This window comes from Extensimonas soli (assembly GCF_029211265.1).
In the GTDB taxonomy this organism is placed as follows: domain Bacteria; phylum Pseudomonadota; class Gammaproteobacteria; order Burkholderiales; family Burkholderiaceae_C; genus Extensimonas; species Extensimonas soli.
The window spans coordinates 280,581-306,387 of the sequence record NZ_JARGEL010000013.1 but is presented as its reverse complement, the minus strand read 5'-3'; the positions used below and the strand labels follow the sequence as shown (position 1 = coordinate 306,387).

General features: G+C 67.7%; 23 protein-coding genes. 12 read left to right on the top strand and 11 right to left on the bottom strand.

The features are described 5' to 3' along the window. Positions 1-22: 22 nt before the first annotated feature. The 5 genes from PYV55_RS05495 to PYV55_RS05475 form a co-directional block, all read right to left on the bottom strand. A complete protein-coding gene (locus PYV55_RS05495) occupies positions 23-553 on the bottom strand; it encodes an NUDIX domain-containing protein (protein WP_275849675.1) in 531 nt (176 codons plus the stop codon). Next, entirely contained in the window at positions 546-1,427 is an 882-nt protein-coding gene (locus PYV55_RS05490) for an ATP-binding protein (RefSeq protein WP_275849674.1), read from the bottom strand. The genes PYV55_RS05495 and PYV55_RS05490 overlap by 8 nt, the downstream gene beginning before the upstream one ends. A 218-nt stretch (positions 1,428-1,645) precedes the next feature. Then, complete coding sequence (gene argJ, locus PYV55_RS05485; RefSeq protein ID WP_275849673.1) at positions 1,646-2,875, bottom strand: bifunctional glutamate N-acetyltransferase/amino-acid acetyltransferase ArgJ; 1,230 nt, start codon at positions 2,873-2,875, stop codon at positions 1,646-1,648. A gap of 80 nt (positions 2,876-2,955) precedes the next feature. Next, entirely contained in the window at positions 2,956-5,715 is a 2,760-nt protein-coding gene (gene secA / locus PYV55_RS05480; RefSeq protein WP_275849672.1) for a preprotein translocase subunit SecA, read from the bottom strand. A 376-nt stretch (positions 5,716-6,091) separates the two neighbouring features. Beyond that, positions 6,092-7,030, bottom strand: coding sequence for a LysR substrate-binding domain-containing protein (locus PYV55_RS05475; protein WP_275849671.1), 939 nt, complete (start codon positions 7,028-7,030; stop codon positions 6,092-6,094). Between the two features lie 166 nt (positions 7,031-7,196). Between PYV55_RS05475 and PYV55_RS05470 the strand changes: the two genes are divergently transcribed. The 3 genes from PYV55_RS05470 to PYV55_RS05460 all read left to right on the top strand — a co-directional run bounded on the left by PYV55_RS05470 (position 7,197) and on the right by PYV55_RS05460 (position 10,332). Continuing rightward, positions 7,197-8,393: an acyl-CoA dehydrogenase gene (locus tag PYV55_RS05470; protein ID WP_275849670.1), complete on the top strand. Its 1,197-nt coding sequence runs from the start codon at positions 7,197-7,199 to the stop codon at positions 8,391-8,393. Between the two features lie 191 nt (positions 8,394-8,584). Then, positions 8,585-9,547 (top strand): chemotaxis protein, encoded by a 963-nt coding sequence (locus tag PYV55_RS05465; RefSeq protein ID WP_275849669.1) that lies wholly within the window; start codon positions 8,585-8,587, stop codon positions 9,545-9,547. 44 nt (positions 9,548-9,591) lie between these two features. Beyond that, the gene (locus PYV55_RS05460) at positions 9,592-10,332 is read left to right on the top strand and encodes a DUF4124 domain-containing protein (RefSeq protein ID WP_275849668.1); all 741 of its coding nucleotides are present in this window, start codon (positions 9,592-9,594) and stop codon (positions 10,330-10,332) included. A gap of 104 nt (positions 10,333-10,436) precedes the next feature. Here the strand turns inward: PYV55_RS05460 and PYV55_RS05455 are convergent, their stop codons facing one another. Next, entirely contained in the window at positions 10,437-11,417 is a 981-nt protein-coding gene (locus PYV55_RS05455) for an NAD-dependent epimerase/dehydratase family protein (RefSeq protein WP_275849667.1), read from the bottom strand. A 103-nt stretch (positions 11,418-11,520) separates the two neighbouring features. On the opposite strand from PYV55_RS05455, the gene PYV55_RS05450 reads away from it, so the two are divergent. From PYV55_RS05450 to PYV55_RS05435, 4 genes are all read left to right on the top strand, one after another. Further along, positions 11,521-12,576: a CDP-6-deoxy-delta-3,4-glucoseen reductase gene (locus tag PYV55_RS05450; protein ID WP_275849666.1), complete on the top strand. Its 1,056-nt coding sequence runs from the start codon at positions 11,521-11,523 to the stop codon at positions 12,574-12,576. An 83-nt stretch (positions 12,577-12,659) separates the two neighbouring features. After that, the gene (locus PYV55_RS05445) at positions 12,660-13,424 is read left to right on the top strand and encodes a metallophosphoesterase family protein (RefSeq protein ID WP_275849665.1); all 765 of its coding nucleotides are present in this window, start codon (positions 12,660-12,662) and stop codon (positions 13,422-13,424) included. 94 nt (positions 13,425-13,518) lie between these two features. Beyond that, complete coding sequence (locus PYV55_RS05440; protein WP_275849664.1) at positions 13,519-14,115, top strand: putative toxin-antitoxin system toxin component, PIN family; 597 nt, start codon at positions 13,519-13,521, stop codon at positions 14,113-14,115. A 16-nt stretch (positions 14,116-14,131) separates the two neighbouring features. Beyond that, entirely contained in the window at positions 14,132-14,380 is a 249-nt protein-coding gene (locus tag PYV55_RS05435) for a toxin-antitoxin system HicB family antitoxin (RefSeq protein ID WP_275849663.1), read from the top strand. A gap of 30 nt (positions 14,381-14,410) precedes the next feature. Here PYV55_RS05435 and PYV55_RS05430 read toward each other — a convergent pair whose 3' ends face one another. Continuing rightward, a complete protein-coding gene (locus tag PYV55_RS05430) occupies positions 14,411-14,968 on the bottom strand; it encodes a hypothetical protein (protein WP_275849662.1) in 558 nt (185 codons plus the stop codon). Between the two features lie 270 nt (positions 14,969-15,238). Further along, the gene (locus PYV55_RS05425) at positions 15,239-16,300 is read right to left on the bottom strand and encodes a hypothetical protein (protein ID WP_275849661.1); all 1,062 of its coding nucleotides are present in this window, start codon (positions 16,298-16,300) and stop codon (positions 15,239-15,241) included. Positions 16,301-16,584: 284 nt separating this feature from the next. Here PYV55_RS05425 and ompR point away from each other — a divergent pair, with 284 nt between their 5' ends. From ompR to PYV55_RS05410, 3 genes are read left to right on the top strand one after another with little or no spacing between them, the layout of a single operon-like run. Continuing rightward, positions 16,585-17,334 (top strand): osmolarity response regulator transcription factor OmpR, encoded by a 750-nt coding sequence (gene ompR, locus PYV55_RS05420; protein WP_275849660.1) that lies wholly within the window; start codon positions 16,585-16,587, stop codon positions 17,332-17,334. A 9-nt stretch (positions 17,335-17,343) separates the two neighbouring features. Next, positions 17,344-18,915: an ATP-binding protein gene (locus tag PYV55_RS05415; RefSeq protein WP_275849659.1), complete on the top strand. Its 1,572-nt coding sequence runs from the start codon at positions 17,344-17,346 to the stop codon at positions 18,913-18,915. Positions 18,916-18,925: 10 nt separating this feature from the next. Continuing rightward, positions 18,926-19,912: an alpha/beta hydrolase gene (locus tag PYV55_RS05410; RefSeq protein WP_275849658.1), complete on the top strand. Its 987-nt coding sequence runs from the start codon at positions 18,926-18,928 to the stop codon at positions 19,910-19,912. An 83-nt stretch (positions 19,913-19,995) separates the two neighbouring features. On the opposite strand, the gene PYV55_RS05405 is transcribed toward PYV55_RS05410, so the two are convergent. Continuing rightward, entirely contained in the window at positions 19,996-20,670 is a 675-nt protein-coding gene (locus tag PYV55_RS05405; RefSeq protein ID WP_275849884.1) for an ABC transporter ATP-binding protein, read from the bottom strand. Positions 20,671-20,819: 149 nt separating this feature from the next. Here PYV55_RS05405 and PYV55_RS05400 point away from each other — a divergent pair, with 149 nt between their 5' ends. Continuing rightward, a complete protein-coding gene (locus PYV55_RS05400) occupies positions 20,820-21,518 on the top strand; it encodes an arylesterase (RefSeq protein ID WP_275849657.1) in 699 nt (232 codons plus the stop codon). On the opposite strand, the gene PYV55_RS05395 is transcribed toward PYV55_RS05400, so the two are convergent. After that, positions 21,502-22,329, bottom strand: coding sequence for a DUF2189 domain-containing protein (locus tag PYV55_RS05395; RefSeq protein ID WP_275849656.1), 828 nt, complete (start codon positions 22,327-22,329; stop codon positions 21,502-21,504). The two genes, PYV55_RS05400 and PYV55_RS05395, sit on opposite strands and share 17 nt — an antisense overlap. A gap of 104 nt (positions 22,330-22,433) precedes the next feature. Beyond that, positions 22,434-23,876 carry a PLP-dependent transferase gene (locus PYV55_RS05390; RefSeq protein WP_407066770.1) on the bottom strand — a complete coding sequence of 481 codons (1,443 nt, stop codon included), beginning with the start codon at positions 23,874-23,876 and terminating at the stop codon, positions 22,434-22,436. Positions 23,877-23,904: 28 nt separating this feature from the next. Here PYV55_RS05390 and PYV55_RS05385 point away from each other — a divergent pair, with 28 nt between their 5' ends. Continuing rightward, complete coding sequence (locus PYV55_RS05385) at positions 23,905-25,806, top strand: ATP-binding cassette domain-containing protein (RefSeq protein ID WP_275849655.1); 1,902 nt, start codon at positions 23,905-23,907, stop codon at positions 25,804-25,806. Position 25,807 lies beyond the last annotated feature (1 nt).

Here is a 25,807-nt window from a genome sequence, read left to right as displayed (position 1 = left end):
CACTATGGGGCGGCGAATCCGGCTAAAACTGGTCTCGCTGGGGCACCTTCTCGCTATCGACGCCTAAAGTCCGACAGCCTGCTAGCCGCCATTCCTGTTCGAGCCAGTCGAGCACCGGGTACGCGCCCGGCAGCACCGGGCTGACCTGCAGAGGAAAGTGCTGCCAGGCCATGGTCTGGCCCTCGCGCATCTCGAAGTCGCCGCTCCAGCGGTACACCTTGCACCAGTGCAGGCGCACGAGTGCGTGCGGGTAGTCGTGCTCGGTCACGCGCCAGACGCTCGCCGGGCCTATGGTGATGCCCAGCTCCTCGTGCAGCTCGCGCCGCAGCGCCTGCTCGACGGTCTCGCCTGCTTCGATCTTGCCGCCCGGAAACTCCCAATAGCCCGCATAGGGCTTGCCGGGCGGGCGCGTGGCCAGCAGCAGCGCGCCGTCGCCCCGCAGCAAGATGCCCACGGCGACTTCGGTGTGCGCGCGTTGCGGCTCTTGCGGCCTGTTTTGCGCCGCGCCCTCCGCTGGGGCTGGGGGCTGCGGCGCCGGCTCAGGCTCAGGCATTGCTGACACCATGGCGGCCCGCAAAATCGCGCGCAAACTGGTAGGCCACGCGCCCGCTGCGCGAGCCACGCTCCAGCGCCCACACCAGCGCCTCGGCGCGTGCGGCCTCTATGGCCGACTCCGGCACCCCGAGCGCCGCGAGCCACTGGCGCACGATGACCAGGTATTCGTCCTGGCTGAAGGGGTAAAAGCTCACCCACAGGCCGAAGCGCTCGGAGAGCGAGATTTTTTCCTCGACCACCTCGCCGGGGTGCACCTCGCCGTCCTCGCCGTGCTGGTAGCTGAGGTTTTCCTTCATGTATTCGGGCAGCAGGTGGCGGCGGTTGCTGGTTGCGTAGATCAGCACGTTGGGCGTGGCCGCGGCCACCGAGCCGTCCAGGATCGACTTGAGCGCCTTGTAGCCGGGCTCGCCCTCCTCGAAGCTCAGGTCGTCGCAAAAGACGATGAACTTCTCGGGGCGCGCGGCCACCACCTCGACGATGTCGGGCAGGTCGGGCAGGTCGCTCTTGTCCATCTCGATCAGGCGCAGGCCCTGCGCGGCAAAAGCGTTCAGGCAGGCCTTGACGAGCGAAGACTTGCCCGTGCCGCGCGCGCCCGTGAGCAGCACGTTGTTCGCGGGCCGGCCCTGCACGAACTGTTCGGTGTTGCGCACGATTTTTTCTTTCTGCGCGTCGATTTCCTGCAGATCGGACAGGCGCATCGCCGCGACGTGGCGCACCGGCTCGAGCACGCCGTGGCCGTTGCTGCGCTTGCGGTAGCGCCAGGCGATAGCGGCGCCCCAATCGGGGGCCGAAAGGGGCTGGGGAAGAATGGACTCTATGCGGGCAATAAGCTGTTCGGCGCGCACGAGCAGATGCTCGAAATTTGGATTCATTTTGGCCTCCAGTGTAGTGTTCGACGCTATCTGCGACATAAAACCGCGTCTTTTCGGCCTGGGCCGCGTTGCAAATCCTCGCGATACCACCCGGTATCGCTGCGGTTTGCGCCTTGCCCAGACCAAAAATCCATCGGCTTTATTGGTCGCATCAAGCATCAAACACTACACTCGCGCTTATGGTTCAAGCGCAAGCAGCTATTTAAAATATAGCAATTTCAAGAACGGTAGTCGGCGTTGATGCTCACGTATTCGTGGCTCAGGTCGCAGGTCCAGACCGTCTCGGCCGCCGTGCCGCGCCCGAGCCGCACGCGCACGGTGATTTCGCTTTGCTGCATCACGCGCTGGCCGTCCTCCTCGCGGTAGTCGGGGTGGCGCCCGCCCTGCTGGGCCACGTGCACGTCGTCGAGGTACAGGTCTATGCCGCCCTGGTCGAGGTCGGCAATGCCCGCGTAGCCCACGGCCGCGAGGATGCGGCCCAGGTTCGGGTCGCTCGCGTAGAACGCCGTCTTGACCAGCGGCGAATGCGCGATCGCGTACGCCACCTTGCGGCATTCCTCAGCGTCGCGCCCGCCTTCGACGCGCACCGTGATGAACTTGGTCGCGCCCTCACCGTCGCGCACGATGGCCTGCGCGAGCTTTTGCGCCACCTCGCGCAGCGCGGCGAAAAGCGCCTGCCCCTCGGCGCTCTCTAGCGAGGTGATGGGCGTGTGCTGCGCCTTGTTGGTGGCCAGCACGATGAAGGAGTCGTTGGTCGAGGTGTCGCCGTCTATGGTGATGCGGTTGAACGAGGCCTCGGCGAGCGCGTGCGCGATTTTGGGCAGCAGCGCCGGTGCGATGCAGGCGTCGGTCGCCAGAAAGCCCAGCATGGTCGCCATGTTCGGGCGGATCATGCCCGCGCCTTTGCTGATGCCCGTGACCGACACCGTGGCCGCGCCCAGGCGCAGCTGCGTGCTGAAGGCCTTGGGCACGGTGTCCGTGGTCATGATGCCTTCGGCGGCGCGCGCCCAGTGGCCTGGCGCCGCGTCGGCGAGCGCCGCGGGCAGCGCCGCGATGAGGCGCTCGTGCGGCAGCGGCTCCATGATCACGCCCGTGGAAAAAGGCAGCACCTGCGCAGGTGCAATGTCCAGCAGCCGAGCGAGTGCGATGCACGTGGCCTGCGCGCGCACCATGCCGTCGGCGCCCGTGCCCGCGTTGGCGTTGCCGGTGTTGATGAGCAGCGCGCGGATCGGTTGCCCGCCCGCAAGGTGCGCCCGGCTGATCTGCACGGGCGCGGCGCAAAAGCGGTTTTGCGTGAACACGCCCGCGACGCTCGTGCCCTCGTCGAGCAGGAACAGCGTGAGGTCCTTGCGCGCGGCCTTGCGGATGCCGGCTTCGGCCACGCCGATGCGCACGCCCGCGATGGGCTGCAGCTCGGCGGCGATGGGGGGCTGAAGGTTCACGGGCATGGGGGCTCCTCTTTCTTCAAAAACGCTGGAAAAACACTGCACGCCGCGCCGCTGCAACCAGCCATGCGGACGCGCTCAGCTCAGCTCAGCTTGCCGTGGCACTGCTTGTATTTCTTGCCGCTGCCGCAGGGGCAGGGGTCGTTGCGCCCCACGCGCACGCCCGGCGGCAGCGTGAGCGGCGCGCTTGCTGCCGGCGTCTCTTGCGTGACCTCGACCGCGCCGGTTTCGGTGGGCGCGGTGTAGGTGACGTTGGCGATGTGCTCACCGCGGCTTTCGAGCTCCTCTGCGGCGGCGTCGAGCTCGCTGCGCGACTGCACCTGCACGGTCATGAGCGTTTTCGTGACCTCGTTCTTGACCTGCTCGAGCATCTGGCGGAACAGCTCGAAAGCCTCGCGCTTGTATTCCTGCTTGGGCTGCTTTTGCGCATAGCCGCGCAGGTGGATGCCCTGGCGCAGGTAGTCGAGCGCCGCGAGGTGGTCGCGCCAGTTCGAGTCCAGGCTTTGCAGCAGCACCATGCGCTCGAACTGCGTGAAGTTTTCGCGCCCGATCTGCTCGACCTTGGCGTCGAACGCCGCGTGCGCGGCCTGCAGCACTTTTTCGAGGATGTCCTCGTCGGTGATGGCCTCGGACTGCGCCACTTCCTGCTGCAGCGCGAGCGGCAGCTGCCACTCCTGCGTGAGCGCTTTTTCGAGGCCCGGCAAGTCCCACTGCTCTTCGACCGAATCGGCGGGCACGTACTGGCGCACGAGCTCGGTGAAGCAGTCCTCGCGCATGGCGCGGATCACGTCGGAGAGGTCGGCAGCGTCGAGGATTTCGTTGCGCTGCTGGTAAATCACCTTGCGCTGGTCGTTGGCCACGTCGTCGTATTCGAGCAGCTGCTTGCGCATGTCGAAGTTGCGCGCCTCGACCTTGCGCTGCGCTGATTCGATGCTGCGCGTGACGATGCCGGCCTCGATCGCCTCGCCGTCGGGCATCTTGAGCCGCTCCATGATGGCCTTGACGCGCTCGCCCGCGAAAATGCGCATCAGCGCGTCGTCCAGGCTCAGGTAAAAGCGCGACGAGCCGGGGTCACCCTGGCGCCCCGAGCGGCCGCGCAGCTGGTTGTCGATGCGGCGGCTTTCGTGGCGCTCGGTGGCGATGATGCGCAGGCCGCCGAGCTCCTTGACCTTGTCGTGGTCGCGCTGCCAGTCGGCGCGCAGCTGCGCGATGCGCTGCTGGCGCGTGGCTTCGTCGAGCGCTGGGTCGGCTTCTATGGCCGCGACCATTTTTTCGATGTTGCCGCCGAGCACGATGTCGGTGCCGCGCCCGGCCATGTTGGTGGCGATGGTGATCATGCCGGGGCGCCCCGCCTGGGCGATGATCTCGGCCTCGCGCGCGTGCTGCTTGGCGTTGAGCACCTGGTGCGGCAGGCCCTCTTTCTTGAGCAGCTCGGCGATGAGTTCGGAGTTTTCGATCGAGGTCGTGCCCACGAGCACGGGCTGGCCGCGCTCGTGGCAGGCGCGGATGTCCGCGATGGCCGCGGCGTATTTTTCGCGCGTGGTTTTATAGACGCGGTCGAGCTGGTCTTCGCGCCGGCTTGGCCTGTTGGGCGGGATGATCACGGTCTCGAGGCCGTAGATCTCCTGGAACTCGTAGGCCTCGGTGTCGGCCGTGCCGGTCATGCCCGCGAGCTTTTCGTACAGGCGGAAGTAGTTCTGGAAGGTGATCGACGCCAGCGTCTGGTTTTCCGCCTGGATGTTCACGCCTTCCTTGGCCTCCACCGCCTGGTGCAGACCCTCGCTCCAGCGCCGGCCTTGCATCAGGCGGCCCGTGAATTCATCGACGATGGTGACTTCGCCGTTTTGCACCACGTAGTGCTGGTCGCGGTGGTAGAGATGGTGTGCACGCAAGGCCGCGTACAAATGGTGCATCAGCGTGATGTTGGCCGGGTCGTAGAGCGACGCACCCTCGGCGATCAGTCCGCGGCTGGCCAGAATGCGCTCGGCCGTCTCGTGGCCCTGCTCGGTCAGGTACACCTGGCGCGATTTTTCATCGACGGTGAAGTCGCCCGGCTTGATCACGCCCTCGCCGGTGCGCGGGTCTTCCTCGCCCTCCTGGCGCACCAGCAGCGGCGCGATCTCGTTCATCGCGCGGTACAGCGCCGTGTGGTCTTCGGCCTGGCCGCTGATGATGAGCGGCGTGCGCGCTTCGTCGATCAGGATCGAGTCCACCTCGTCGACGATGGCGTAATGCAGGCCGCGCTGCACGCGGTCGTGCGCCTCATAGACCATGTTGTCGCGCAGGTAGTCGAAGCCGTATTCGTTGTTCGTGCCGTAGGTGATGTCGGCGCGGTAGGCAGCCTGCTTTTCCTCGCGCGGCAGGTGCGGCAGGTTGATGCCCACGCTCAGGCCCAAAAACTCGTACAGCCGCCCCATCCACTGCGCGTCGCGCTGCGCAAGGTAGTCGTTCACGGTGACCACGTGCACGCCCTTGCCGGTCAGCGCGTTCAGGTACACGGCCAGCGTGGCCGTGAGGGTCTTGCCCTCGCCCGTGCGCATTTCGGCGATCTTGCCGTTGTGCAGCGCCATGCCGCCGAGCAGCTGCACGTCGAAGTGGCGCATCTTCATCACGCGCTTAGAGCCCTCGCGCACCACGGCAAAGGCTTCGGGCAGCAGCTCGTCGAGCGAGGCACCGCGCGCGAAGCGCTCGCGGAACTCCTGCGTCTTGGCGCGCAAGGCCTCGTCCGACAATTTCTCGAGCTCGGGCTCCAGCGCGTTGATGCGCGCAACCGTCTTGCGGTATTGCTTGAGGAGCCGGTCGTTGCGGCTGCCGAAGATTTTGGTGAGGAAGTTGGTGGCCATGCGCACGGGGCCGCTGCATCTGCGTGGGGCAAAAATACGAGGCGGCCGGTATTGAATAGGGGTTTCGGGCAACGCCGCAAGCCGGGGTTTGCAAGTGCCTTAAACCCAGATTGTCCATGAGGACGCGGGATGATGGCGAGGCGGCTGGCGAGGCAGTTTGGTTGCTGCTGAGGAGTTCGTGGTGGTGCCACGAACAACGAAGCAGCGGCCAAAATGACCGCCAGACGTCCGCCAGCACCCGCGTAGGTGCGAAGCACCGCCTAATGGACAATCTGGGTTCAACCCACAGCGGCAAGCGGCCCATGCCGGGACGGCGATTTTAGGGCTTAATTTTGTCGGCATTTTTTTGTGCCCCAGCCTGCCCCTTGGCAACTCGCTAGCCCTGCGCGCGCCACTGCGCCGCCATGGCTTGCAGCCACTGGATGAAGGCCGCCAGGGCCGTCGAAGGCGCCTGGGCCGGATGGATCAGGTAGTAGCTGCGCTCGGCGCGCAGCGGCTGGGCGCAGGCCACCACGAGTTCGCCGCGCGCGAGCTCGGCCTCTATGAGCAGCGGGGGGATCAGCGCCACGCCCAGGCCCTGCGCCGCAGCGACGGCCAGCATGGAAAAAAGTTCGTAGCGCGGCCCGTCGAGCGCATGCGGCGCATCCACGGCCATGGCTTCGAACCAGCGGCGCCAGCCGGCGGGGCGCGTGCTTTGCTGCAGCAGTGGCAGTTGCGCCAGCACGTGTGCGGCCACCGGCTGGTAGGCGCGCCCCGGGTCACGCTGCGCCGCGGCTTCGAGCAGGTGCGGGCTGCACACGGGCAGCACGTCTTCGTCCATGAGCCAATGCGCCGTGATGCCAGGCCAGTTGGCGACCTGCTCGGGCGTGCCGGCATACAGCGCGGCGTCGAAGGCGGTGTCGGCAAACAGAAAAGGGCGTGTGCGCGTGTCTATGTGCACCACGATGTCGGGGTGCTGCTGCGCGAGCTGCGGCAGGCGCGGAATCAACCAGCGCGTGGCAAAAGTGGGCACGGCCGCGAGCGCCAGCGTGCCGCCCGCGCCCTGGTGCGCCATCAGGTCCAGCGTGTCGCGCTCCAGCCCCTGCAGCCAGCGCGCCACCTGGCGCGCATAGTGCGTGCCCGCGGGCGTGAGCACCACGCCATGGCGTGTGCGCCGAAACAGCGCCACGCCGACGAAGTCTTCCAGCGCGGCGATCTGGCGCGACACCGCGCTTTGCGTGAGCGCGAGCTCCTGCGCCGCGCGCGTGTAGCTTTCGTGGCGCGCGGCGGCCTCGAAACAGGCCAGCGCTTGGGTCGAGGGCAGGTGGCGGCGCATGCGGCGAGTATTTCATAAGTTCACAAACAGCATATCTGCATGCCAAGATTGCGCTTGCCCCATCAGCTTCATGCGCCTACCATGGGCATGCTGCGGCGCGCCGTCCACATGGCATGCGCAATGCGCACAAAACCTTTTTTCTTTTTCTACATCCCCCGGAGACCCCATGGCCCACGCCCCCTTTCACTGGGACGACCCCTTCTTGCTCGACCAGCAACTGAGCGCCGACGAGCGCATGGTGCGCGACGCCGCCGCGGCGTACTGCCGCGACAGGCTCGCGCCGCGCGTGCGCGACGCCTTCCGGCACGAAAAAATGGACACCAGCATCTTCCGCGAGATGGGCGAGGTCGGCCTGCTCGGCCCCACCATCCCAGAGCAGTATGGCGGGCCGGGGCTGAATTACGTGGCCTACGGCCTGATCGCACGCGAAATCGAGCGCATCGACTCGGGCTACCGCTCCATGGCCAGCGTGCAAAGCTCGCTCGTGATGGTGCCCATTGACGAATTCGGCACCGAGGCGCAAAAGCAGAAATACCTGCCCAAGCTCGCGTGCGGTGAGTGGATTGGCTGCTTCGGCCTGACCGAGCCCGACCATGGCTCCGACCCCGGCAGCATGGCCACGCGCGCGACCAAGGTCGCGGGTGGCTATCGCCTCAAGGGCAGCAAGATGTGGATCACGAACAGCCCCGTGGCCGACGTGTTCGTGGTCTGGGCCAAGGAGGTGAGCGAAAGCGGCGCCGTGGGCCCGATCCGCGGCTTTGTGCTCGAAAAAGGATTCAAGGGCCTGAGCGCGCCCGCGATCCATGGCAAGGTGGGGCTGCGCACCTCGGTCACGGGCGAGATTCTCATGGACGACGTGTTCGTGCCCGAAGAAAACGCCTTCCCCACCGTACAGGGCCTCAAAGGGCCGTTCACCTGCCTCAACAGCGCACGCTACGGTATCGCCTGGGGCGCGCTGGGCGCGGCCGAGTTCTGCTGGCACACGGCACGCCAATACACGCTGGACCGCAAGCAGTTCGGCCGCCCGCTCGCGGCCAACCAGCTGATCCAGAAAAAGCTCGCCGACATGCAGACCGAGATTGCCCTGGGCCTGCAAGCCTGCCTGCGCATGGGCCGCATGAAGGACGAAGGCACGGCCTCGGTCGAGGCCACCTCCATCATCAAGCGCAACAACTGCGGCAAGGCGCTGGACATCGCACGCCTGGCTCGCGACATGCTCGGCGGCAACGGCATCAGCGACGAATTCGGCGTGGCACGCCACCTCGTGAACCTCGAAGTGGTCAACACCTACGAAGGCACGCACGACATCCACGCGCTGATCCTGGGCCGCGCGCAAACGGGCATTGCGGCGTTCGCGAACTGAACCTGCGGGACGCCCATAGGCTGCACTACATCTTCTGGTTTCAGCATCTTTTTGGCTCCAGGCCCTTATTCAACCACCATGAGCAGCTACTGAAAGAGAAGCTTCTCATGGGTGCAGGCCCGCACGCACACTAGAATCGCACTCCGGCACACATTTGTTTCAATGTGTGATCCATTCCGCGAAGGACCGCCATGAAAACCGTGCAACAGGAAGTCGACGAGCGCACCCACCTGACCAGCTCGAACCAGTTCGAGCTGTTGCTGTTCAAGCTGGGCAAGGACAAGGTGCTCGGCCAGTCGGAGCTGTTCGGCATCAACGTCTTCAAAATCCGCGAGATCGTGGCCATGCCGGAGATCACGCCGATCGCCGGGGCCTCGCCCTACGCGCTGGGCGTGGTGAACCTGCGCGGCCAGGTCATTCCCGTGTACGACCTGCCCGCCCTCGTCGGCTGCACGCCGGAAAAGCTCAACATCCTGCTCGTGACCGAATACGCGCGCAGCACGCAGGCCTTCGCCGTCGAATCGGTCGAAGACATCGTGCGCCTCGACTGGAAGCAGGTGCTTTCGGCCGAGGCCAGCGGCGCCGCGGGCAAGCTCGTGACCAGCATCGCGCGGCTCGACGGCAACAAGGATGGTTCACGCCTGGCGCAGGTGCTCGACGTCGAAGCGATCCTGCAGATGGTCTCGCCCGGCGCGACGGCAGACGTGGACCCCAACCAGGTGGGCGAGCGGCTGCAACTGCCGCCCGGAGCCATCGTGCTCGCAGCGGACGACTCCTTCGTCGCACGCTCGCTGATCGAGCAGGAGCTGCAACTGCTGCACGCCCCTTGCGAGATCACCAAATCGGGCAAGGAAGCCTGGGATCGGCTCAACGCCATCGCCCAAAGCGCCGCCGCCGAAGGCAAGAGCGTGCGCGACAAGGTGGCGCTGGTGCTCACCGACCTCGAAATGCCCGAGATGGACGGCTTCACGCTCACGCGCAACATCAAGCAGGACCCGCGCTTTGCCGGCCTGCCCGTGCTCATCCACTCCTCGCTGTCGGGCTCGGCCAACGAAGACCACGTGCGCAGTGTGGGCGCGGATGGCTATGTGGCAAAGTTCGCTGCGCAGGAGTTGGCACAAGCCATACGCCGCGTGATCACCGCAAGCTGCTGAGGCGCGCACAGAATAACCGCAGAGTCCACTCTCCGGCCTTGAGCATGCCACTTTCCCGGCCTCCTGCGCGCACACTGCCACAGCCGCTTGCAGGTGCGGCACGCACGGCGTATCTTGGTTTCGCGCTGGCCTTTGCGGCGGCCCTGCTGCCACTGGCTACCGCACACGCCCAGGTGCTGCGCTGCACCGATGCGCGCACGGGCGCCGTCACCTACACCAACGACGTCTGCCCCAGCGGCAGCAGCGTGCGCGAGGTGGAGCCGCGCAAGACGCCCGAAGAGATCGCGCGCGAGCGCGCCCAGGCCGCCGAGGCGCTGCAGCGCAAACAGCAGCAGTTGCAGCTCGAATCCGCCGCCCAGGCCCAGGAGGAGCGGCAAAAGGCCCTGCAAGAACGTGAGCGCGAGCGCGCCGCGCAAGCCGCCAGGCCCAGCGCGCACGACTACGCCCATTCGGCAGCCTGCGCACGCTCGCGGCGCAACCTCGACGTGCTGGCCAGCAGCCTGGGCAGCACTTACGAAGACCAGGCGCGCCTCGAAGCCGCGCAGCGCCAGATGGACTTGGACTGCCTAGGCCCCGAGGGCTACGCCGAAGTGGAAAAGGCGCGCGCCCTGCGCCCCGAACCCAGCGTGCCGCCGGTGATCGTCGTGCCGCAGCGCCGCCCAGGTTATCGACCCAACCACCCAGAGCCATCGCCAACGCCGCCGCAAAAACCCGGCGGAGCCTTCCAATGCGACGTGTTCCGCTGCTGGGACGGCAAAGGCAACGTGTATCCGGTACCGCGTTGATGCTACTGATAACGAAGCTTCTTGCGCAATACAGATAAGGCTTGACGCACAAAACGGCACCAAATCTCGAAAAAATGCGCCTGCCGTCAGCACGCCCACTGCCGCTACCCGCCGCGCAAACCCTCGGCCACGCTGGGATAGCGCAGGCGCAGGCGCAGCTCGTGCAGCAGGCGCCGGTTTTCGAGGCGGCGCGATTCGCTCATGAAGCTCAGCAGCAGCGCTGATAGCTGTTCCTGCGCCGCACTGCGCGCCAAGCGCGGTGGGCGCGGCAGGCCGTACAGATCTGCGGCAAGGTCGAAATAGTCGCCCATCTTCATCGGCTGCAGGTCGCACACATGGTAGGCGCGCTGCGGCCTGCCGCGCCATAGCGCCGCGAGGCAGGCGCGCGCGAGGTCGTCGGCGTGGATGTGGTTGGTGAACACGTCATCCTGCGGCGCGAGCGCGGGCGTGCCCTTGCGCAGCCGTGCCTCGGGCGTGCCGCCTGCGCGATCGGGGGCGTAGATGCCCGGAATACGCAAAATGCTCGTGCGCACCCCCGCGCGGCCCAGGTGGCGCACCGCACGCTCGGCATTCGCGCGGCGCTGCGCGCGCGCCGTGGCCGGCGCCAGCGGGCGCGTCTCGCGCACCCAGGCTCCCGCGCAGTCGCCGTACACGCCGCTCGTCGAGGCATAGACGAGCGCCCGCGGCGGCGTGCGCAGCCGCAGCACGCGCACCAAGGCCTCGGTGCGCGGATCGCTCCACCATGCCGCCGCACCCTCGGCAGGCGGCGGCGCGAGGTGCAGCACGTGCGTGGCCAGGCCCGCGAGGCGGCGCAGCGTGGCCGGCGCGTCGAGGTTGCCGAGCAAGGGCGTGATGCCTTGCGCGCGCAGCTCGGCCACGCGCTGCGCGCTCGAGGTCAGCGCCAGCACACGCAGGCGCGGCGCCCCGGCCTGCGGCGTCGTGCCCCGCTGCGCGCCGACCACCTCACTGCGCAAGGCACGCACCACGCGCAGACCCACGTCGCCACAGCCCACGATCAACAGCCGCGCACGGCGAAAACGCGCGGGCAGCGCGCCCATGGGGCGTGGAACGGCAAGTCTTTGCATGGCAGCGGTGATCAGCAGGAAAAAGTCAAATTTGGAGAGGCCACGGCACAATCTTGCCCCGTCGCCCTGTTGGGCATATTGTTCCCGAGGATCACCCCACATCATGACGACCCCAGCCTCATACCAGATCACCGTGCAACCCAGCGGCCGGCGCTTTTCCGCGCAGACGGACGAATCCCTCCTGAACGCCGCGATCCGCGCCGGCGTGGGCCTGCCCTACGGCTGCAAGGACGGCGCCTGCGGCTCGTGCAAATGCAAAAAGCTCAGCGGCAGCGTCGTGCATGGCCCGCACCAGGACAAGGCCCTGAGCGCCGCCGAAGAGGCCGCAGGCTTCGTCCTGACCTGCTGCGCGCAGCCGCGCAGCGACGTGGTGCTGGAGTCGCGCCAGGTCACCGACGAAAGCGCCTTTCCGGTCAAGAAAATGCCCGTGCGCGTGGCCGCGCTCGAGAAAAAATCGCCCGACGTGATGCTGCTGCGCCTGCAGCTGCCCGCGGCCGAGCCGCTGCGCTACCACGCAGGCCAGTACCTCGAATTTCTGCTGCCCGGAGGCCTGCGCCGCGCGTACTCGATGGCAAACGCGCCGCACACGCTGGGCACGCCGCCGCACGTGGAGCTGCACATCCGCCTCATGCCCGGCGGCCACTTCACCGAGCAGGTCTTTCACACCCTCAAAGAAAAAGACATCCTGCGCGCCGAGGGGCCGTTCGGCAGCTTTTACCTGCGCGAGGATTCCGGCAAACCCATCATCCTGCTGGCCTCGGGCACGGGCTTTGCGCCCATCAAGGCCATCATCGAACAATTGCAACACCAGGGCAGCACGCGCCCCGTCACGCTCTACTGGGGCGGGCGCCGGCCGGTCGATTTGTACCTCGACGACTGGGTGCGCGCGCGCCAGGCCGAAATGCCGCAGCTGCGCTACGTGCCCGTGGTTTCGGACGCGCCGCCCGAAGACGGCTGGAGCGGCCGCACCGGCTTCGTGCACCAGGCCGTGCTCGACGACTTTGCCGACCTCTCGGGACACCAGGTCTATGCCTGCGGCGCGCCCGTCGTGGTCGAGTCGGCGCGCACTGCCTACTGCGCCGAGCGCGGCCTGCCGCCCGAGGCGTTTTACGCCGACGCCTTCACCTCCGAGGCGGACAAGCACGCCCAAGCCGCATGACACCAGCCGCATGACGTTATCCGACTGACACCATCCCCCGCCTCACCCCGCCCCGCCATCACCGAGACTGCAGGAGCCCGCCCATGCCCAGCACCCGCATCGCCCTCGTGTCCGACATCCACGGCAACCTGCCCGCGCTCGAGGCCGTGCACGCCGACCTGCGCCGCCGCGGCGCCGACCTGGTGGTGAACCTGGGCGACAGCCTGTCCGGCCCCTTGCTCGCACGCGAGACGGCGCAGTTCCTGCAGGCCCAGGACTGGCCCACGGTGGCGGGCAACCACGACCGCAACCTGATCGAACAAAGCCCGGCGCAGCTCGCCCCGCCCGACGCCTGCGCCCATGCGCAGCTCGGCGCGCAGGAGCTCGCCTGGCTGCGCACGCTGCCCGCAACGCTGCGCGAAGCAGACCTGTTCTTCTGCCACGCCACACCGCAGCACAACTGCAGCTACCTGCTCGAAACCGTGCTGCCCGGCGGCGCCGTGCGACTCGCCAGCCAGAGCGAAATCGCGCAGCGGCTGGCCGAGGAGCGCGCCGCGTTCATCGCCTGCGGCCATACGCACTTTCCGCGCGCGGTGCGCACGGCGGCGGGACAATGGATCGTCAACCCCGGCAGCGTGGGCCTGCCCGCGTTCGAGGACGACAGCCCCTGCCTGCACCGCATCGAAACCGGCGCGCCCGACGCACGCTACGCCCTTGCCGAGCGCACGGCACAGGGCTTTAGCGTCGCGCTCATCAGCGTGCCCTACGACCACCGCCCCATGGCGCAACTGGCGCGCAGCTGCGGCTTCGCCGACTGGGCCGTGGCTTTGGAGACCGGTTACATGAAATACCCGGAGACGGCGCGCTGACGGCCTTTCGGCGCCTGGATCTATCTTCCGGCAGGGCAAGCCATCGGCGCCCGCTCGCGTCGAAGCCACCGGCACAGACGTGCGACACGTTGGGGTGCGTCTGGATGTCCACGTTGATGAAACCGCGGCCGGTCATGACCACGCAGGCCTTGTCTGCAGCAATCTCATTGTCGTTGGGCGTGCGGCCTACGGTTTGCAGCACCCGATCCCGCAAATTCACCGAAAAGACATCATAGGCAATGTGATACACATAAAAAATGTGAAGTATGTTCTCGATACCGATGTCATCGTGGCCGCCGTGCGAAGCCCCAAAGGCGCGTCAGCGGCGCTGATTCGTGCGTTACAAGCCGGGCAGATGCAGGTAGCTGCCAGTGTGGCCTTGTCTGTGGAATACGAAGCCACCTGCACCCGAGCCGAGCATGTGTTGGCAGCCGGTTTGCAGACCATCGACGTGGCGGATTTTCTGGATGCCTTGGCGACTTTGATCGAGCCGACAGAGATTCACTACCTGTGGCGCCCCCAGGTACGCGACCCGGCAGACGATATGGTGCTGGAGGCAGCGGTCAATGCGATGGCTGATGCCATCGTCAGTTTCAATGCCAAAGATTTTGGCAATGTGCCCCAGCGCTTTGGCATCGAAGTCTTGCTGCCGCGCGATGCGCTGACCCGGGTTCGCGCATCGCAACCGTGATGTAAAGGAGTTGACCATGGCCGATACCACCACCTACCCCCTGCGCTTGCCCCACTCCATCAAAGCCGCGGCCGAGAATCTGGCCCGTGCAGAAGGCATCAGCATGAACCAGTTCATAGCCACGGCAGTGGCCGAGAAATTGTCAGCACTGAGCACGGCCGATTTCTTTGTGCTACGCGCCCAACGCGCCAAGCCGGATGCCTTGGACAAGATATTGAATCGCCAAGGGGGCGAGCCCCCGCGTGCGGGCGATGAGCTGCCTTGAGCCCCCATAAATGACAAACCGCCCGAACCGTCACCTGTTCGAGTTGCCCTTGGGACAGGCGATCGGCGCCCCCGCGGCGTCGAAGCAGCTCACACTGCGCGTGACGCCTTCGCCCTTGGTGTAGCTTTCCGTGGCAGTGAACGAATTGCCGGTGCTCGCGCTGCTGCCGCTGGTGCTGCGGCTTTGCGTCACGTTGCCACTGGCGTCGCGCGTGGCGCTGCCCTGGCTTTGCACGCTGCCCTTGGCGCCGCTCGCGTCGAAGCCGCTGGCATGGTTCATGGAACCGTCGGCATTGCGCGTGGTCTGCCCCGCGCGCCGCAAGCTGCCGCCGTTGGCACCTTGGTAGGCCGCGCCGCTGGTGGCGCGCGCATTGCCTTGCCCGTCGGTGACCACGCGGTGCCCGCGCACGCCTTTGCCGGCCTCGCCCCTGTGGCCGACCACGGCGCCCTGGGTCACGCCACCTTCGGCATTGCCGTGCGCATAGCGCAGGCGCCCGGCATGGACGGGGAGCGTGATCGCCGCACTCAGGCACAGCAGGCAGGCCGCGCGCAGTGCGGCAGGGGGTACGGATGGGTGCAGAGTCAACATGGAAAACTCCTCAAATCAATCAAAGACACCCGCCGCCCGGCACGAGGCCGGCGCGGCAGCCCTGCAGGCAGGTCGCCCGCCCAATCACCGGGGCGACCGGCGACCGCACTGCATGGCGACAGTGTGAACGCAGCTTGTGAGACAGCCATGTCGGCCAAGGGGGCGATCGTGGCAATCCGTGGCGCAAAGCGGCTTTTGTCATGCTTTGTCATGCTTGCGTGAAGCGGCGCCCTGCCCTACCCGCTGCCGCCGCGCCCATCACTGTGCCCGTTATTGCGCCGTGCCAGTCACATACGCCTTGCGAATGAGGCGGCCGCACTGCGCGGAGGCATAGCCCTGATTGCTGCCCGACCCGTCCTCGCGCGCCAAAATGCCGTAGTAGGTGAGGGTGCTGTCGATCCACGGGTAGAAGCCGAAGGCACCGGCGGAACTGAACGCGCCGTCACCAATGCCGGGCGCGTCCTCGACCCAGTGGCCGACGCTGTAGCTCCATGCCTCGGCAGAGATCGGCGAATAGTCCGCCGTCGCGCAGCTGCCCGGCTGGGTGCAGGTCTTCTGGTCGCCCAGCAGTCCGGCGATCCTGAGTTGCCGGTTCAGTATCTTGCGCAGGAACACGGCATAGTCCTGCGCCGACATGATCGCGCCGCCGGCCAGCAAGGGGCCGTTGAAACTCGACGTGATGCCCAGCGTGGTCCGATAGGCGCTGGCCACTGCGGCGCCGGTCATTCCCCCCATGCCGTTGTCAACGCCCCAACGCTGGAAGTGGCCCGAATCGTAGTTGAAGCGATCCAGTTTTGCCGCGGTATAGGTGTCGTTGTTCAGCATCCTGAAGCACGACTCGACGGTCGCATTCGGCAGGCAGCCACCGTGCATGCTCGCGTAGCCGGACAACATATGCGTCGCCCGCGTGTCGTCTGCCGTCAGCACGCCGGCGCGGACTTCCGCCACGTAGGCACCGAACAGCCACTTCGAGGCGGATGCGATGTTCATCTGCGTGGTCGCCGTGTAGGTCGAACCGATGGCACCACTGACGATCGCGCCGCTCTTGTCGCCGAGCTCGTAGTAAAACGGAGCCACCGCCGTGCAATACGCATTCGAGGCGGCGGTTCGCTGGGCAGCGGCAATGCGCGCCGACGGGTCCGGCGAGGGGTTTGCGTCCCCAGCGTCGCTGCCGCTGCCACCGCCGCTGCCATCGCTGCTGCCGCCGCCACCACAGGCCGCAAGGAGCGCGGTGATGGACAACACCCAGAAGACTCGCTTCGTTACGGCAGGCATTCGATCCCCCTTGCTGCTTGGCAAGCGGGCATCCACGGACTTGTGCAGGGTACACATGGAAAAGGCTCCTGAGAGATAGATCACCGATACCCGCCGCCCGACACGAGTCCGACGCGGCAGCCCCGCAGGCTAACCGCCTGACCGGCGACCGCACTGCATGGCGCCAGTGTGCGCGCACCTCGCGCGGCTGCCATGTCGGCCAAAAGGACGATCGTGGCAATCCGTGGCGCAAAGCGGCTTTTGTCATGGTTTGTCATCTTTGCACGGGCCCGTGCGCACTGCGGCCCGATACCATGGGCACCCAGCCACCTGCCGCCCCGCCCCTGCACCCATCCTGCACCATGCGAGACGCCCCCCGCATCCTGATCACCGACGACGAGGCCGAGTTGCGCGCCCTGCTGCAGCGCTATCTGAGCGAGCAGGGCCTGCAGGTGCGCGCCGTGGGCGACGCGGCCAGTGCAGCCCGGCTGCTGGCGCGCGAGCGCTTCGACGTGCTGGTGCTCGACGTCATGATGCCCGGCGAAGACGGCCTGTCGCTGTGCCGGCGCCTGCGCGCCGCGGGCGAGACCATCCCCATCCTCATGCTCACCGCGCGCGGCGATCCGGTGGATCGCATCCTGGGGCTGGAAATGGGCGCCGACGATTACCTGCCCAAGCCCTTTCAGCCGCGCGAGCTGCTGGCGCGCGTGCAGGCCATGGTGCGCCGCCAGCGCATGCTCGGCGCCCACGGCGGGCCGCTGGGCGAAGCGCCCGTGGTATTTGGCGACTTCACCCTGCATGCAGCGCAGCGCCGGCTCGAAAAGAACGGGCAGGCGCTGCCGCTGACGACGGGGGAGTTCAACCTGCTGCTGGTACTGGCCCAGCACCCGCACCGGCCGCTCGGGCGCGACCGCCTGATCGAGCTCACGCGCGGGCGCGAGCACGAGGCCACCGAGCGCAGCATAGACGTGCAGGTAATGCGCCTGCGCAAGCTCATCGAGGCCGACCCCGGCGCCCCGCGGCACATCCAGACCGTGTGGGGCATAGGCTACGTCTTCGTGCCCAACCCGCACGCGCAAGATGCTGCGGCCCACAGCGGGCGGGCGGGCTGAAAGCCGGCGATGCCTTGGCCGCCTCGCCCGCACCTGCCGCGCACGCTGTTCGGGCGCAATCTGCTGCTTATCGTCGCCATCATCTTCCTGAGCCAGCTCGGCAGCGCCTGGCTGTACCGCGAGCTGGTGATCAAGCCGCGTGTACGCCAGAACGCCGAAGCCACGGCGCAGGACCTGCTGGCTTTGGTCGATGGCTTGCAGGCCCTGGCGCCGGCGGAGCGCGCACGCTTCGTAGCGCGGTTCAATGCCCATGTCCATGCCAAGCTGCGCGCGCAAGACCCCACGCCAGCGCCGCGCGAGCGCCTCACGCCGCTGGAGCAGACCTTCGTGCAGGAAGTGTCGGCGCGCCTGGCGCTGCAACAGCACGACCTGCTGTGGCGGCGCATGGGCCGGGACTGGCTGGCGGTGCGCGTGCGCCTGGGAGACTGTCGGACTTTGGGCGTCGATAGCGAGAATGCGCCCCAGCAAGGACAGTGTTTGCCGGATTCGCAGCCCCATAGTGGTGCTATGGGGCAAGAAGCCGGTAAACAATGGAGCGCTGAGGTGTATTCGCAGCCGACGACTCCAAAGTCCGACAGTCTCCTTGATGCAGAGGAATACTGGATCGAGCTGCCGTCCCTGCAGCGCCGGCGCGGCTGGCCCACGGCATGGCTGCTGGGCAGCGCGGCCACGGGGCTGCTGGCGCTGCTGGGCGCCTGGCTGATTCAGCGGCGCATCAACCGGCCGCTGAACGCGCTGGTGCAGGCGGCCGGTGCGCTCGGGCGCGGCGAGCGCCCCGCGTCGCTGCCCGAACAGGGCCCCGCGGAAATCGCCACCGTCGCGCGCAGCTTCAACGCCATGGTGAGCAGCCTCGCGCGCGGCGAGCAGGAGCGCCGGCTGATGCTGGCCGGGCTGTCGCACGACCTGCGCACGCCGCTGGCCAAGCTGCGCCTGGTGGCCGAGCTGCTGGCGCCCACGGGCGCGGACGCGCAGCTCATCGACAGCCTGCACCGCAATGTCGAAGCCCTGGACACCCTGCTTGCACAATTTTTGGACTTCGTGCGCGCCGACAGTCCGGCCCACGACGGCAGTGCCTGGGAACAGGAAGCGCTGATGCCCTGCAACCTCAACGAAGTGGTGCACCAGGCCCTGCAGGCCTGCCACTTCGATCCCGAAGGGCGGCATACGCATCTGGCGCCCGAAGCCTTGCACCTGCCGCTGCGCCGCCAGGCCATGCTGCGCCTGGTGGACAACCTGGTGGCGAATGCCGAACATCACGGCGCGCCGCCCGTGGAAGTGGCCACCGGCCGCACCGCCGATGCCATCTGGCTCGAAGTGCGCGACCGCGGCCCGGGCATCGCGCCGCAGGACGTGGAGCGCCTCAAGCAGCCCTTTGCGCGCGGCGACAGCGCACGCGGCGGCCCCGGCGGCGCCGGCCTGGGGCTGGCCATCGTCGAGCGCATCGCACGGGCGCATGGCGCGTCCTTCACATTGTTGCCACGCACGGGCGGCGGAACCATCGCGCGCGTGTGCTGGCCGCTGCCCTCCGTTGCATCCGCTGCATCCGCTGATGCGCCCTTCCCTTCCCAAACCCTTGACTGAGGAGCCCTCGATGCCTGCACACTCTTGGTTGCAAACCGCCTCGCTGCCGCGCGCACGCCGCGCCCCGCCAGGCAGCCTGTGGGCTGCCGTGGCGCTGGGCGCGGCGCTGCTGGCCGCGGCCCTGCCAGCGCCTGCCGGCCCCTTGCGTGCCTGGTTGGGCGGCGAGCGTGGCGGTGGCCAGCAGGCGTCTTCGTCGCGGGCGGATGGCGCGCCAAACGGGCGCATGCCCAGCGATGTGGCCGATGTAGCCCATGTGGCCCATGAGGCGTATGGCCCGGACGCGGCGCAGCGCTTTGACGTCTATCTGCCCGTCCAGCGCAGCGCGCGCCCGAAAATCCTGCTCATGGTGCACGGTGGTGGCTGGCGCATCGGCGACAAAACCTCGCCCGGCGTCTGGGAGCCCAAGGTGCGGCACTGGGGCGCGCTGGGCTGGATCGTCGTGAGCACCAACTACCGCATGGTGCCGCAGGCCGACCCGATCGAGCAGGCCCGCGACGTTGCCCGTGCGCTCGCCAAAGTGCAGCAGCTTGCGCCCGGCTGGGGCGCCGATGCGCACGATGTGGTGCTCATGGGGCACTCGGCGGGCGCGCACCTGGTGATGCTGCTCACGGCTGCGCCGCAACTTGCCCGCGAGCAGGGGGCCGCGGCCTGGCGCGGCACCGTGTCGCTGGACAGCGGCGCGCTGGACGTGCCCGCAATCATGAACCACCGGCACCCGCGCCTGTACGACCAGGCCTTCGGGCAAGACCCGGACTTTTGGCGTCAGTCCTCGCCGCTGCAGCAGCTGGCCGGGCCCATAGCCCCCACGCTGATCGTGTGCTCCACGCGCCGGCAGGATGCGTGCCCACAGGGCCAGCAATTCGCTGAACGCGCCGCGCAGTTCGGCGCGCGCGTGCAGGTGCTGCCGCAGGCACTGTCGCACATGGACATCAACCGCCTGCTGGGCGAGCCCGGCGCCTACACCGATGCGGTGGATGCGTTTCTGGCGCGCTTGTGAGCGGGCAGACCGCCCGTTCGCCCGCTTTCACCCGCTTTCACCCGCTTTCGGCCCACCCGAGGCACCCCTGCGTGCAGACCGCCTCACGCGGCGCGCACGTCCTCCACCACCTGCCCGGCCTCGAGCGTGATGCGCCGGCGGCACTGCGCGGCGATGCGCGCGTCGTGCGTCACGAGCACCAGGGTGGTGCCTTGCTCGCGGTTGAGCTCGAACATCAGCTGCATGACTTTTTCGCCGGTGGCGAAGTCCAGGCTGCCCGTGGGCTCGTCGGCCAGCAGCACCGCGGGCTGCACGACGAAAGCCCGCGCGAGCGCCACACGCTGCTGCTCGCCGCCGCTGAGCAGCTTGGGGTAGTGGCGCAGGCGTTGCGCGAGCTCCACGCGCGCGAGCATCTCGGTCGCGCGCCGGCGTGCGTCGCGCTGCCCGGCGAGCTCCAGCGGCAGCATCACGTTTTCGAGCGCCGTGAGGTGCGCGAGCAGCTGAAAGCTCTGGAACACGAAGCCCACTTTTTGCGCGCGCAGTGCGGCGCGTGCGTCCTCGTCGCGCGCGAACAGGTCTTGGCCATCGAGGCGCACCGTGCCGCGCGTGGGCGTGTCCAGCCCGGCGATCAGCGCCAGCAGCGTGCTCTTGCCCGAACCCGAGGCGCCCACGATGGCCGCCGTCTCGCGCGGCGCAAGGCAAAAGTCCACATCCCGCAAAATGTCGAGCGTGCCGCTCGAATCCGTCACCGACTTGCTCAGGTGCTCCACGGCCACCATGGGCTCGGCACTGGGGCTGGGGCTGGGGCTGGGGCTGGGGCTGGGGCTGGGGCTGGGGCTGGGGCTGGGGCTGGCACCGGAGCCGGCAGCGTGGGGCAAAGGCGGTAAAGAGGGCGCGGCTTGGGTCATGAAATGATGAAAGGTTGGGAATGAGGATTCGCACTCTGCATCGACGCGACTTTATCCTGCACGCGGGCGCTGCCGCGGCTGCGGGGCTTTTCGGCGTGCCAGCGCGCGCTCGTCAGGCTGCTCCCGCGGCCGCACACAACCCGCCCAAAGCGCCGGCACGCGCGCCCGTGATCCTGGTGCTCGGCGACTCGCTGAGCGCCGAATACGGCCTGCCGCGCGGCAGTGGCTGGGTGGCGCTGCTCGAGCAAAAGCTGGCGCAGGAAAAAACCGCCGCCACCGTGCTGAACGCAAGCATCAGCGGCGAAACCACCTCGGGCGGACGCGCGCGCCTGCCGGCGCTGCTTGCGCAGCACCGACCCAGCGTGGTGGTGATAGAGCTCGGCGGCAACGACGCGCTGCGCGGGCTGGCGCTTGCGCACACCGAGGACAACCTCGTGGCCATGGTGCAAGCCGCGCAGCAGGCGGGCGCGAAGGTACTGCTCGTGGGCATGCAGGTGCCGCCCAACTATGGCGCCGCCTACACGCAGCAATTCGCCGCGCTGTTTCCCAAAGTGGCGCGTGCGCACAAGGCGGCGCTCGTGCCCTTTTTGCTCGCGGGCGTGGCCGACGGGCCCGACCCCACGGCCGCATTCCAGCCCGACCGCATCCACCCGAACGCGCAGGCGCAGCCGCGCCTGCTGGCCAACGTCTGGCCGCAGCTCGTCAAGTTGCTGCGCTGAATCCAGCGCCCGTGCTTGCTGGCGCAGGCGCCACCGCGGCGCGGTAGGCGTGCCAGCTTGCATGGCCCAGCACCGGGCCCACCAGCAGCAGACCCGCGCCCCAGATCGACAGCGAGGCCACGACGAGCGCCGTGATCAAAGCGCCCCACAGCAGCATGACGCCGGGGTTTTCGGCAACCACGCGCATGCTCGTGATGCCGGCCGTGAGCGCGTCGGTGTCGCGGTCCAGGATCATGGGGATGGACACCACCGTGCACGAAAACACCAGCGCCGCGAACGCCCCGCCCACCACGGTATAGACCGCGACGAATTCCCAGTTGCGCGGGTTGAACACGGCCTCGAACACGCCGCTCGACGAGGGCATGCCAGTGTCGAAAAACACCGCAAACACCACGAGCGAGGCGCGCCCCCAGAGCAGCTCGAGCACGATCAGCACGAGCACCAGCATGCCCATGCTGCCCATGTGGCTGTCCCAGCAGGTGATCGACTGCCCCAGGTCGGGCGCGAGCCCCGCTTCGCGCCGCCGGCTCGTGTCGTAGAGGCCCATGGCCAGAAACGGCCCGACCAGCAGGCAGCCGCTTGCGAGCGACATGGTGTATTCAGGCTCGTTGCGAAACACCCAGCCGAGCAGCAGCGCCATGCACCAGAAACAAAAGCCGTAAAACAGCGCAATGCCGGGCGCAGCACGCACGTCCTGCAAGCCCTTGAGCAGCCAGCGCAGCGGGTCGGCCCAGCGCAAGGGCTGCAGCGTGATGGCATATGCGGGCTGGGCGGCTGGGGTGAGGTCGGAAGTGGCGGGGGATTCGTTCATCGGAGCCTCCTGCAATAGAGATGCTCCAAAGTAAAACCTTCGCCGCCGCTACGCCATCATGGAAAACCCTTGCTTTAGATCAAACACCAGAACGCTTTGGTCGGCTATAGCGGCGGCAGCGCCTGTGCCAGGGCTTGCTGCAAGTCGCGCTGCAAATCCGCCACCGCTTCGAGCCCGATGGAAAAGCGCACCAGGTGCCCCGGCTGCAGGTGTGGCGCCGCGCGGCTGCGCATGGCGGCGAGCTCATAGGGCACGACCAGGCTGATCGGCCCGCCCCAGCTGTAGCCGATTTTGAACAGGCGCAGCGCATCGCAGAAGGCATCGACCTGCTCGGCGCGATAGCGTGCGTCGAAAATGATGCTGAAAAGGCCCGCAGCCAAGCCTGGATCAGCGCTTGTAGCTACTTCCTTCGTAGCATCCTGCACCACCCCGCTGGCGCCAGCGCAGAGCGCGCGCCAATGCGCGTGCCCCGGTGCGCCCGGCAGTGCCGGGTGCAGCACCTGCACTACCTGGCTTTGCTGCGCGAGCCAGCGCGCGAGCGTGCGCGCCGCCACGTCGTGCGCGCGGTAGCGCAGCGCCAGGCTGGGCAGCGCGCGCAGCACGGCCTCGGCGTCGTTCGCGCCCACGCCCAGCCCCAGGTGCATGTGCGTGCGCTGCAGCCGCTGGTGCAGCGCCGCGTCGCGGGTGACGATGCTGCCCATGAGCACGTCGCCGCCGCCGCTCGGGTACTTGGTCAGCGCGTGGATGGAGATGTCCGCGCCTAGGAGCCTATCGGACTTTGGAATCGTCGGCTGCGAATGCGCCGCAGCGGCCCATTTTTCACCGTCTTCTTGCCCCATAGCACCACTATGGGGCGGCGAATCCGGCAAAAACTGGCCTCGCTGGGGCGCATTCTCGCTATCGCCGCCCAAAGTCCGACAGGCTCCTAGGCTGCCGCCATCACGCAGCAAGTCAAACGGCGCAAAGGCCAGGCCCGCGCCCCAGGTGTTGTCGAGCGCGCAGCACACGCCCTGCGCGCGGCAGATGCGCACCAGCGCAGGCAGGTCAGGGAACTCCATGCTCACCGAGCCCGGCGCTTCGAGCCACACCAGGCGCGTGGCCGGCGTGATCTGCGCGGCAAGGTCGGCCGCGTCCAGCGGGTCGTACAGCCGGTAGCGCACGCCAAAGCGCGCGAGCTCGCCGCGTGCAAATTCCTTGTTCGGGCCGTAGGCGTTGTCGGGGATCAGCACCTCGTCGCCCGGCTGCAGCAGCGCCAGGCCCACGGTGCTGATGGCCGCAAGGCCGCTGGGCACGAGCAGGCAGTGCAAGCCGCCTTCGAGCGTGCACAGGCGCTCTTCGAGCGTGAAGGTGGTGGGCGTGCCGTGCAGGCCATAGGTGTAGCCGCTCTTGTCCTTCCACTCGCGCGAGCGCAGCGCGGCCACGTTCGGGAAGATCACCGTCGAGGCCTTGAACACGCCCGGCTGCGGCGCGGCAAAGCCCGGCGGCGGCGTGTAAGGGTGGTGGATGAGGTGCGTCGTCAGGTCTTGGCGGTCTTGCATGACGGGCATGGTAGCGCGGCTTGGATAATCGCAGCCCATGGCATGGATCACCTTATTGAACGCACAGCTCGCCTTCGGGCACGTGGCCCTGTTGGACCACGCAGACTTTGCCCTCGAAGCGCGCGAGCGCGTGGGCCTGATCGGCCGCAACGGCGCGGGCAAATCGTCCCTTTTGAAAATCCTCGGCGGCCTGATGCAGCCCGACGACGGCACGCTGCAGGTGCAGCAGGGCCTGCGCGTGGCCTACGTGGCGCAGGAGCCGCAGCTGGACGCGCACGACACCATCTTCAGCGCCGCCGCGGCCGGCCTGCGCGACGTGATCGCCGCGCGTGAGCGCTACCTGGCGCACGAAGCCGGGGTGGACCTGGACGCGCTGCAATCCTTCATCGAGCAACACGACGGCTGGAACTGGGAGCAGCGCGTGCAACAGACGCTGCAGCGCCTGCAGCTCGAGCCCGAGGCGCGCATCGCCACGCTCTCGGGCGGCATGAAAAAGCGCGTCGCGCTTGCGCAGGCGCTGGTTGCGCGGCCCGACGTGCTGCTGCTCGACGAGCCCACCAACCACCTCGACCTCGACGCGATCGAGTGGCTCGAAGAGCTGCTGCTCGCCTTCCCCGGCAGCGTGGTCACGATCACGCACGACCGCGCCTTTCTGGACCGCATCGCCACGCGCATCGTCGAGCTCGACCGCGGCAAATTACGCTCTTACCCCGGCAATTTCGCGCGCTACCAGCAACAAAAAGAGGAGCAGCTGGCGCAGGAGGCCACCATCGCCGCCAAGGCCGACAAGCTGCTCGCGCAAGAGGAAGTCTGGATTCGCAAAGGCGTGGAGGCGCGCCGCACGCGCAGCCAGAGCCGCATCCACCGCCTGGAGCAGCTGCGCGCGCACCGCCAGGCCCGGCGCGAGGCCGTGGGCAATGTGCGCATGGACGTGGCCAGCGGCAGCGGCGGCTACCAGGGCAAGATCGTGGCCGAGCTGCAGGGCGTGTCCAAATCGTTTGGCACGCGCTGCGTGGTGCGCGACTTCAGCGCGCTCATCTTGCGCGGCGACAAGGTCGGGCTGATAGGCCCCAACGGCGCGGGCAAGACCACCTTGCTCAAGCTCATCCTCGGTGAACTGCAGCCCGACGCGGGCCAGGTGCGCCGCGGCGCGAACCTGCAGGTTGCCTACTTCGACCAAATGCGCGCCGCGCTCGACCTCGACGCCACGCTCGAAGACTTCATCAGCCCGGGCAGCGAATGGATAGAGATCGGCGGCCAGCGCAAGCACGTCAAAAGCTACCTCGGCGACTTTCTGTTCGCGCCGGCGCGCGCGCACTCGCCCGTGCGCTCGCTCTCGGGCGGCGAGCGCAACCGCCTGCTGCTCGCGCGATTGTTCGCGCGGCCCGCGAACGTGCTCGTGCTCGACGAGCCCACCAATGACCTCGACATCGACACGCTGGAGCTGCTCGAAGACCTGCTGGCACGCTACGACGGCACGGTGTTCCTCGTGAGCCACGACCGCACCTTTTTGGACAACGTGGTCACCAGCACCATCGCCTACGAGGGCGACGGCCGCTGGCGCGAGTACGAAGGCGGCGTGCAGGACTGGCTGCAGCAGTCGCAGCGCAGCCGCGCGCTCGCGCCAGCGGCGGCCCCGGCACCCGGCTCGGGCGGCGCCTCCAAAAATTCGAATGAAAATGCCTCTCAAGGCACAACCAGCAAGCGTGAGCAGCTACCGAAAAAGAAGCTGAGCTACAAAGACCAGCGCGAGCTCGAACAGTTGCCCGAGCGCATCAGCGCGCTCGAGGCCGAGCAAAAAGCGCTGCAGGACGAGCTCGCCGACGGCAGCCTCTACACGCGCGACCCGGCCCGCGCCGCCGCCGCGCTCACGCGCATCAGCACGATCGAAGACGAGCTCATGGCCGCGCTCGAGCGCTGGGAGAGTTTGGCGGGCTGAA

Excerpts from the sequence above, each read along its gene's own strand:
- PYV55_RS05430 (WP_275849662.1), bottom strand. The coding sequence starts at position 14,968 with ATGTTGACTCTGCACCCATCCGTACCCCCTGCCGCACTGCGCGCGGCC.
- argJ (WP_275849673.1), bottom strand. The coding sequence starts at position 2,875 with ATGCCCGTGAACCTTCAGCCCCCCATCGCCGCCGAGCTGCAGCCCATC.
- PYV55_RS05470 (WP_275849670.1), top strand. The coding sequence starts at position 7,197 with ATGGCCCACGCCCCCTTTCACTGGGACGACCCCTTCTTGCTCGACCAG.
- secA (WP_275849672.1), bottom strand. The coding sequence starts at position 5,715 with ATGGCCACCAACTTCCTCACCAAAATCTTCGGCAGCCGCAACGACCGG.
- PYV55_RS05450 (WP_275849666.1), top strand. The coding sequence starts at position 11,521 with ATGACGACCCCAGCCTCATACCAGATCACCGTGCAACCCAGCGGCCGG.
- PYV55_RS05405 (WP_275849884.1), bottom strand. The coding sequence starts at position 20,670 with ATGGTGGCCGTGGAGCACCTGAGCAAGTCGGTGACGGATTCGAGCGGC.
- PYV55_RS05460 (WP_275849668.1), top strand. The coding sequence starts at position 9,592 with ATGCCACTTTCCCGGCCTCCTGCGCGCACACTGCCACAGCCGCTTGCA.
- PYV55_RS05385 (WP_275849655.1), top strand. The coding sequence starts at position 23,905 with ATGGCATGGATCACCTTATTGAACGCACAGCTCGCCTTCGGGCACGTG.
- PYV55_RS05435 (WP_275849663.1), top strand. The coding sequence starts at position 14,132 with ATGGCCGATACCACCACCTACCCCCTGCGCTTGCCCCACTCCATCAAA.
- PYV55_RS05490 (WP_275849674.1), bottom strand. The coding sequence starts at position 1,427 with ATGAATCCAAATTTCGAGCATCTGCTCGTGCGCGCCGAACAGCTTATT.
- PYV55_RS05390 (WP_407066770.1), bottom strand. The coding sequence starts at position 23,876 with ATGCCCGTCATGCAAGACCGCCAAGACCTGACGACGCACCTCATCCAC.
- PYV55_RS05465 (WP_275849669.1), top strand. The coding sequence starts at position 8,585 with ATGAAAACCGTGCAACAGGAAGTCGACGAGCGCACCCACCTGACCAGC.
- PYV55_RS05445 (WP_275849665.1), top strand. The coding sequence starts at position 12,660 with ATGCCCAGCACCCGCATCGCCCTCGTGTCCGACATCCACGGCAACCTG.
- PYV55_RS05410 (WP_275849658.1), top strand. The coding sequence starts at position 18,926 with ATGCCTGCACACTCTTGGTTGCAAACCGCCTCGCTGCCGCGCGCACGC.
- PYV55_RS05425 (WP_275849661.1), bottom strand. The coding sequence starts at position 16,300 with ATGTGTACCCTGCACAAGTCCGTGGATGCCCGCTTGCCAAGCAGCAAG.
- PYV55_RS05415 (WP_275849659.1), top strand. The coding sequence starts at position 17,344 with ATGCCTTGGCCGCCTCGCCCGCACCTGCCGCGCACGCTGTTCGGGCGC.
- ompR (WP_275849660.1), top strand. The coding sequence starts at position 16,585 with ATGCGAGACGCCCCCCGCATCCTGATCACCGACGACGAGGCCGAGTTG.
- PYV55_RS05400 (WP_275849657.1), top strand. The coding sequence starts at position 20,820 with ATGAGGATTCGCACTCTGCATCGACGCGACTTTATCCTGCACGCGGGC.
- PYV55_RS05455 (WP_275849667.1), bottom strand. The coding sequence starts at position 11,417 with ATGCAAAGACTTGCCGTTCCACGCCCCATGGGCGCGCTGCCCGCGCGT.
- PYV55_RS05395 (WP_275849656.1), bottom strand. The coding sequence starts at position 22,329 with ATGAACGAATCCCCCGCCACTTCCGACCTCACCCCAGCCGCCCAGCCC.
- PYV55_RS05495 (WP_275849675.1), bottom strand. The coding sequence starts at position 553 with ATGCCTGAGCCTGAGCCGGCGCCGCAGCCCCCAGCCCCAGCGGAGGGC.
- PYV55_RS05475 (WP_275849671.1), bottom strand. The coding sequence starts at position 7,030 with ATGCGCCGCCACCTGCCCTCGACCCAAGCGCTGGCCTGTTTCGAGGCC.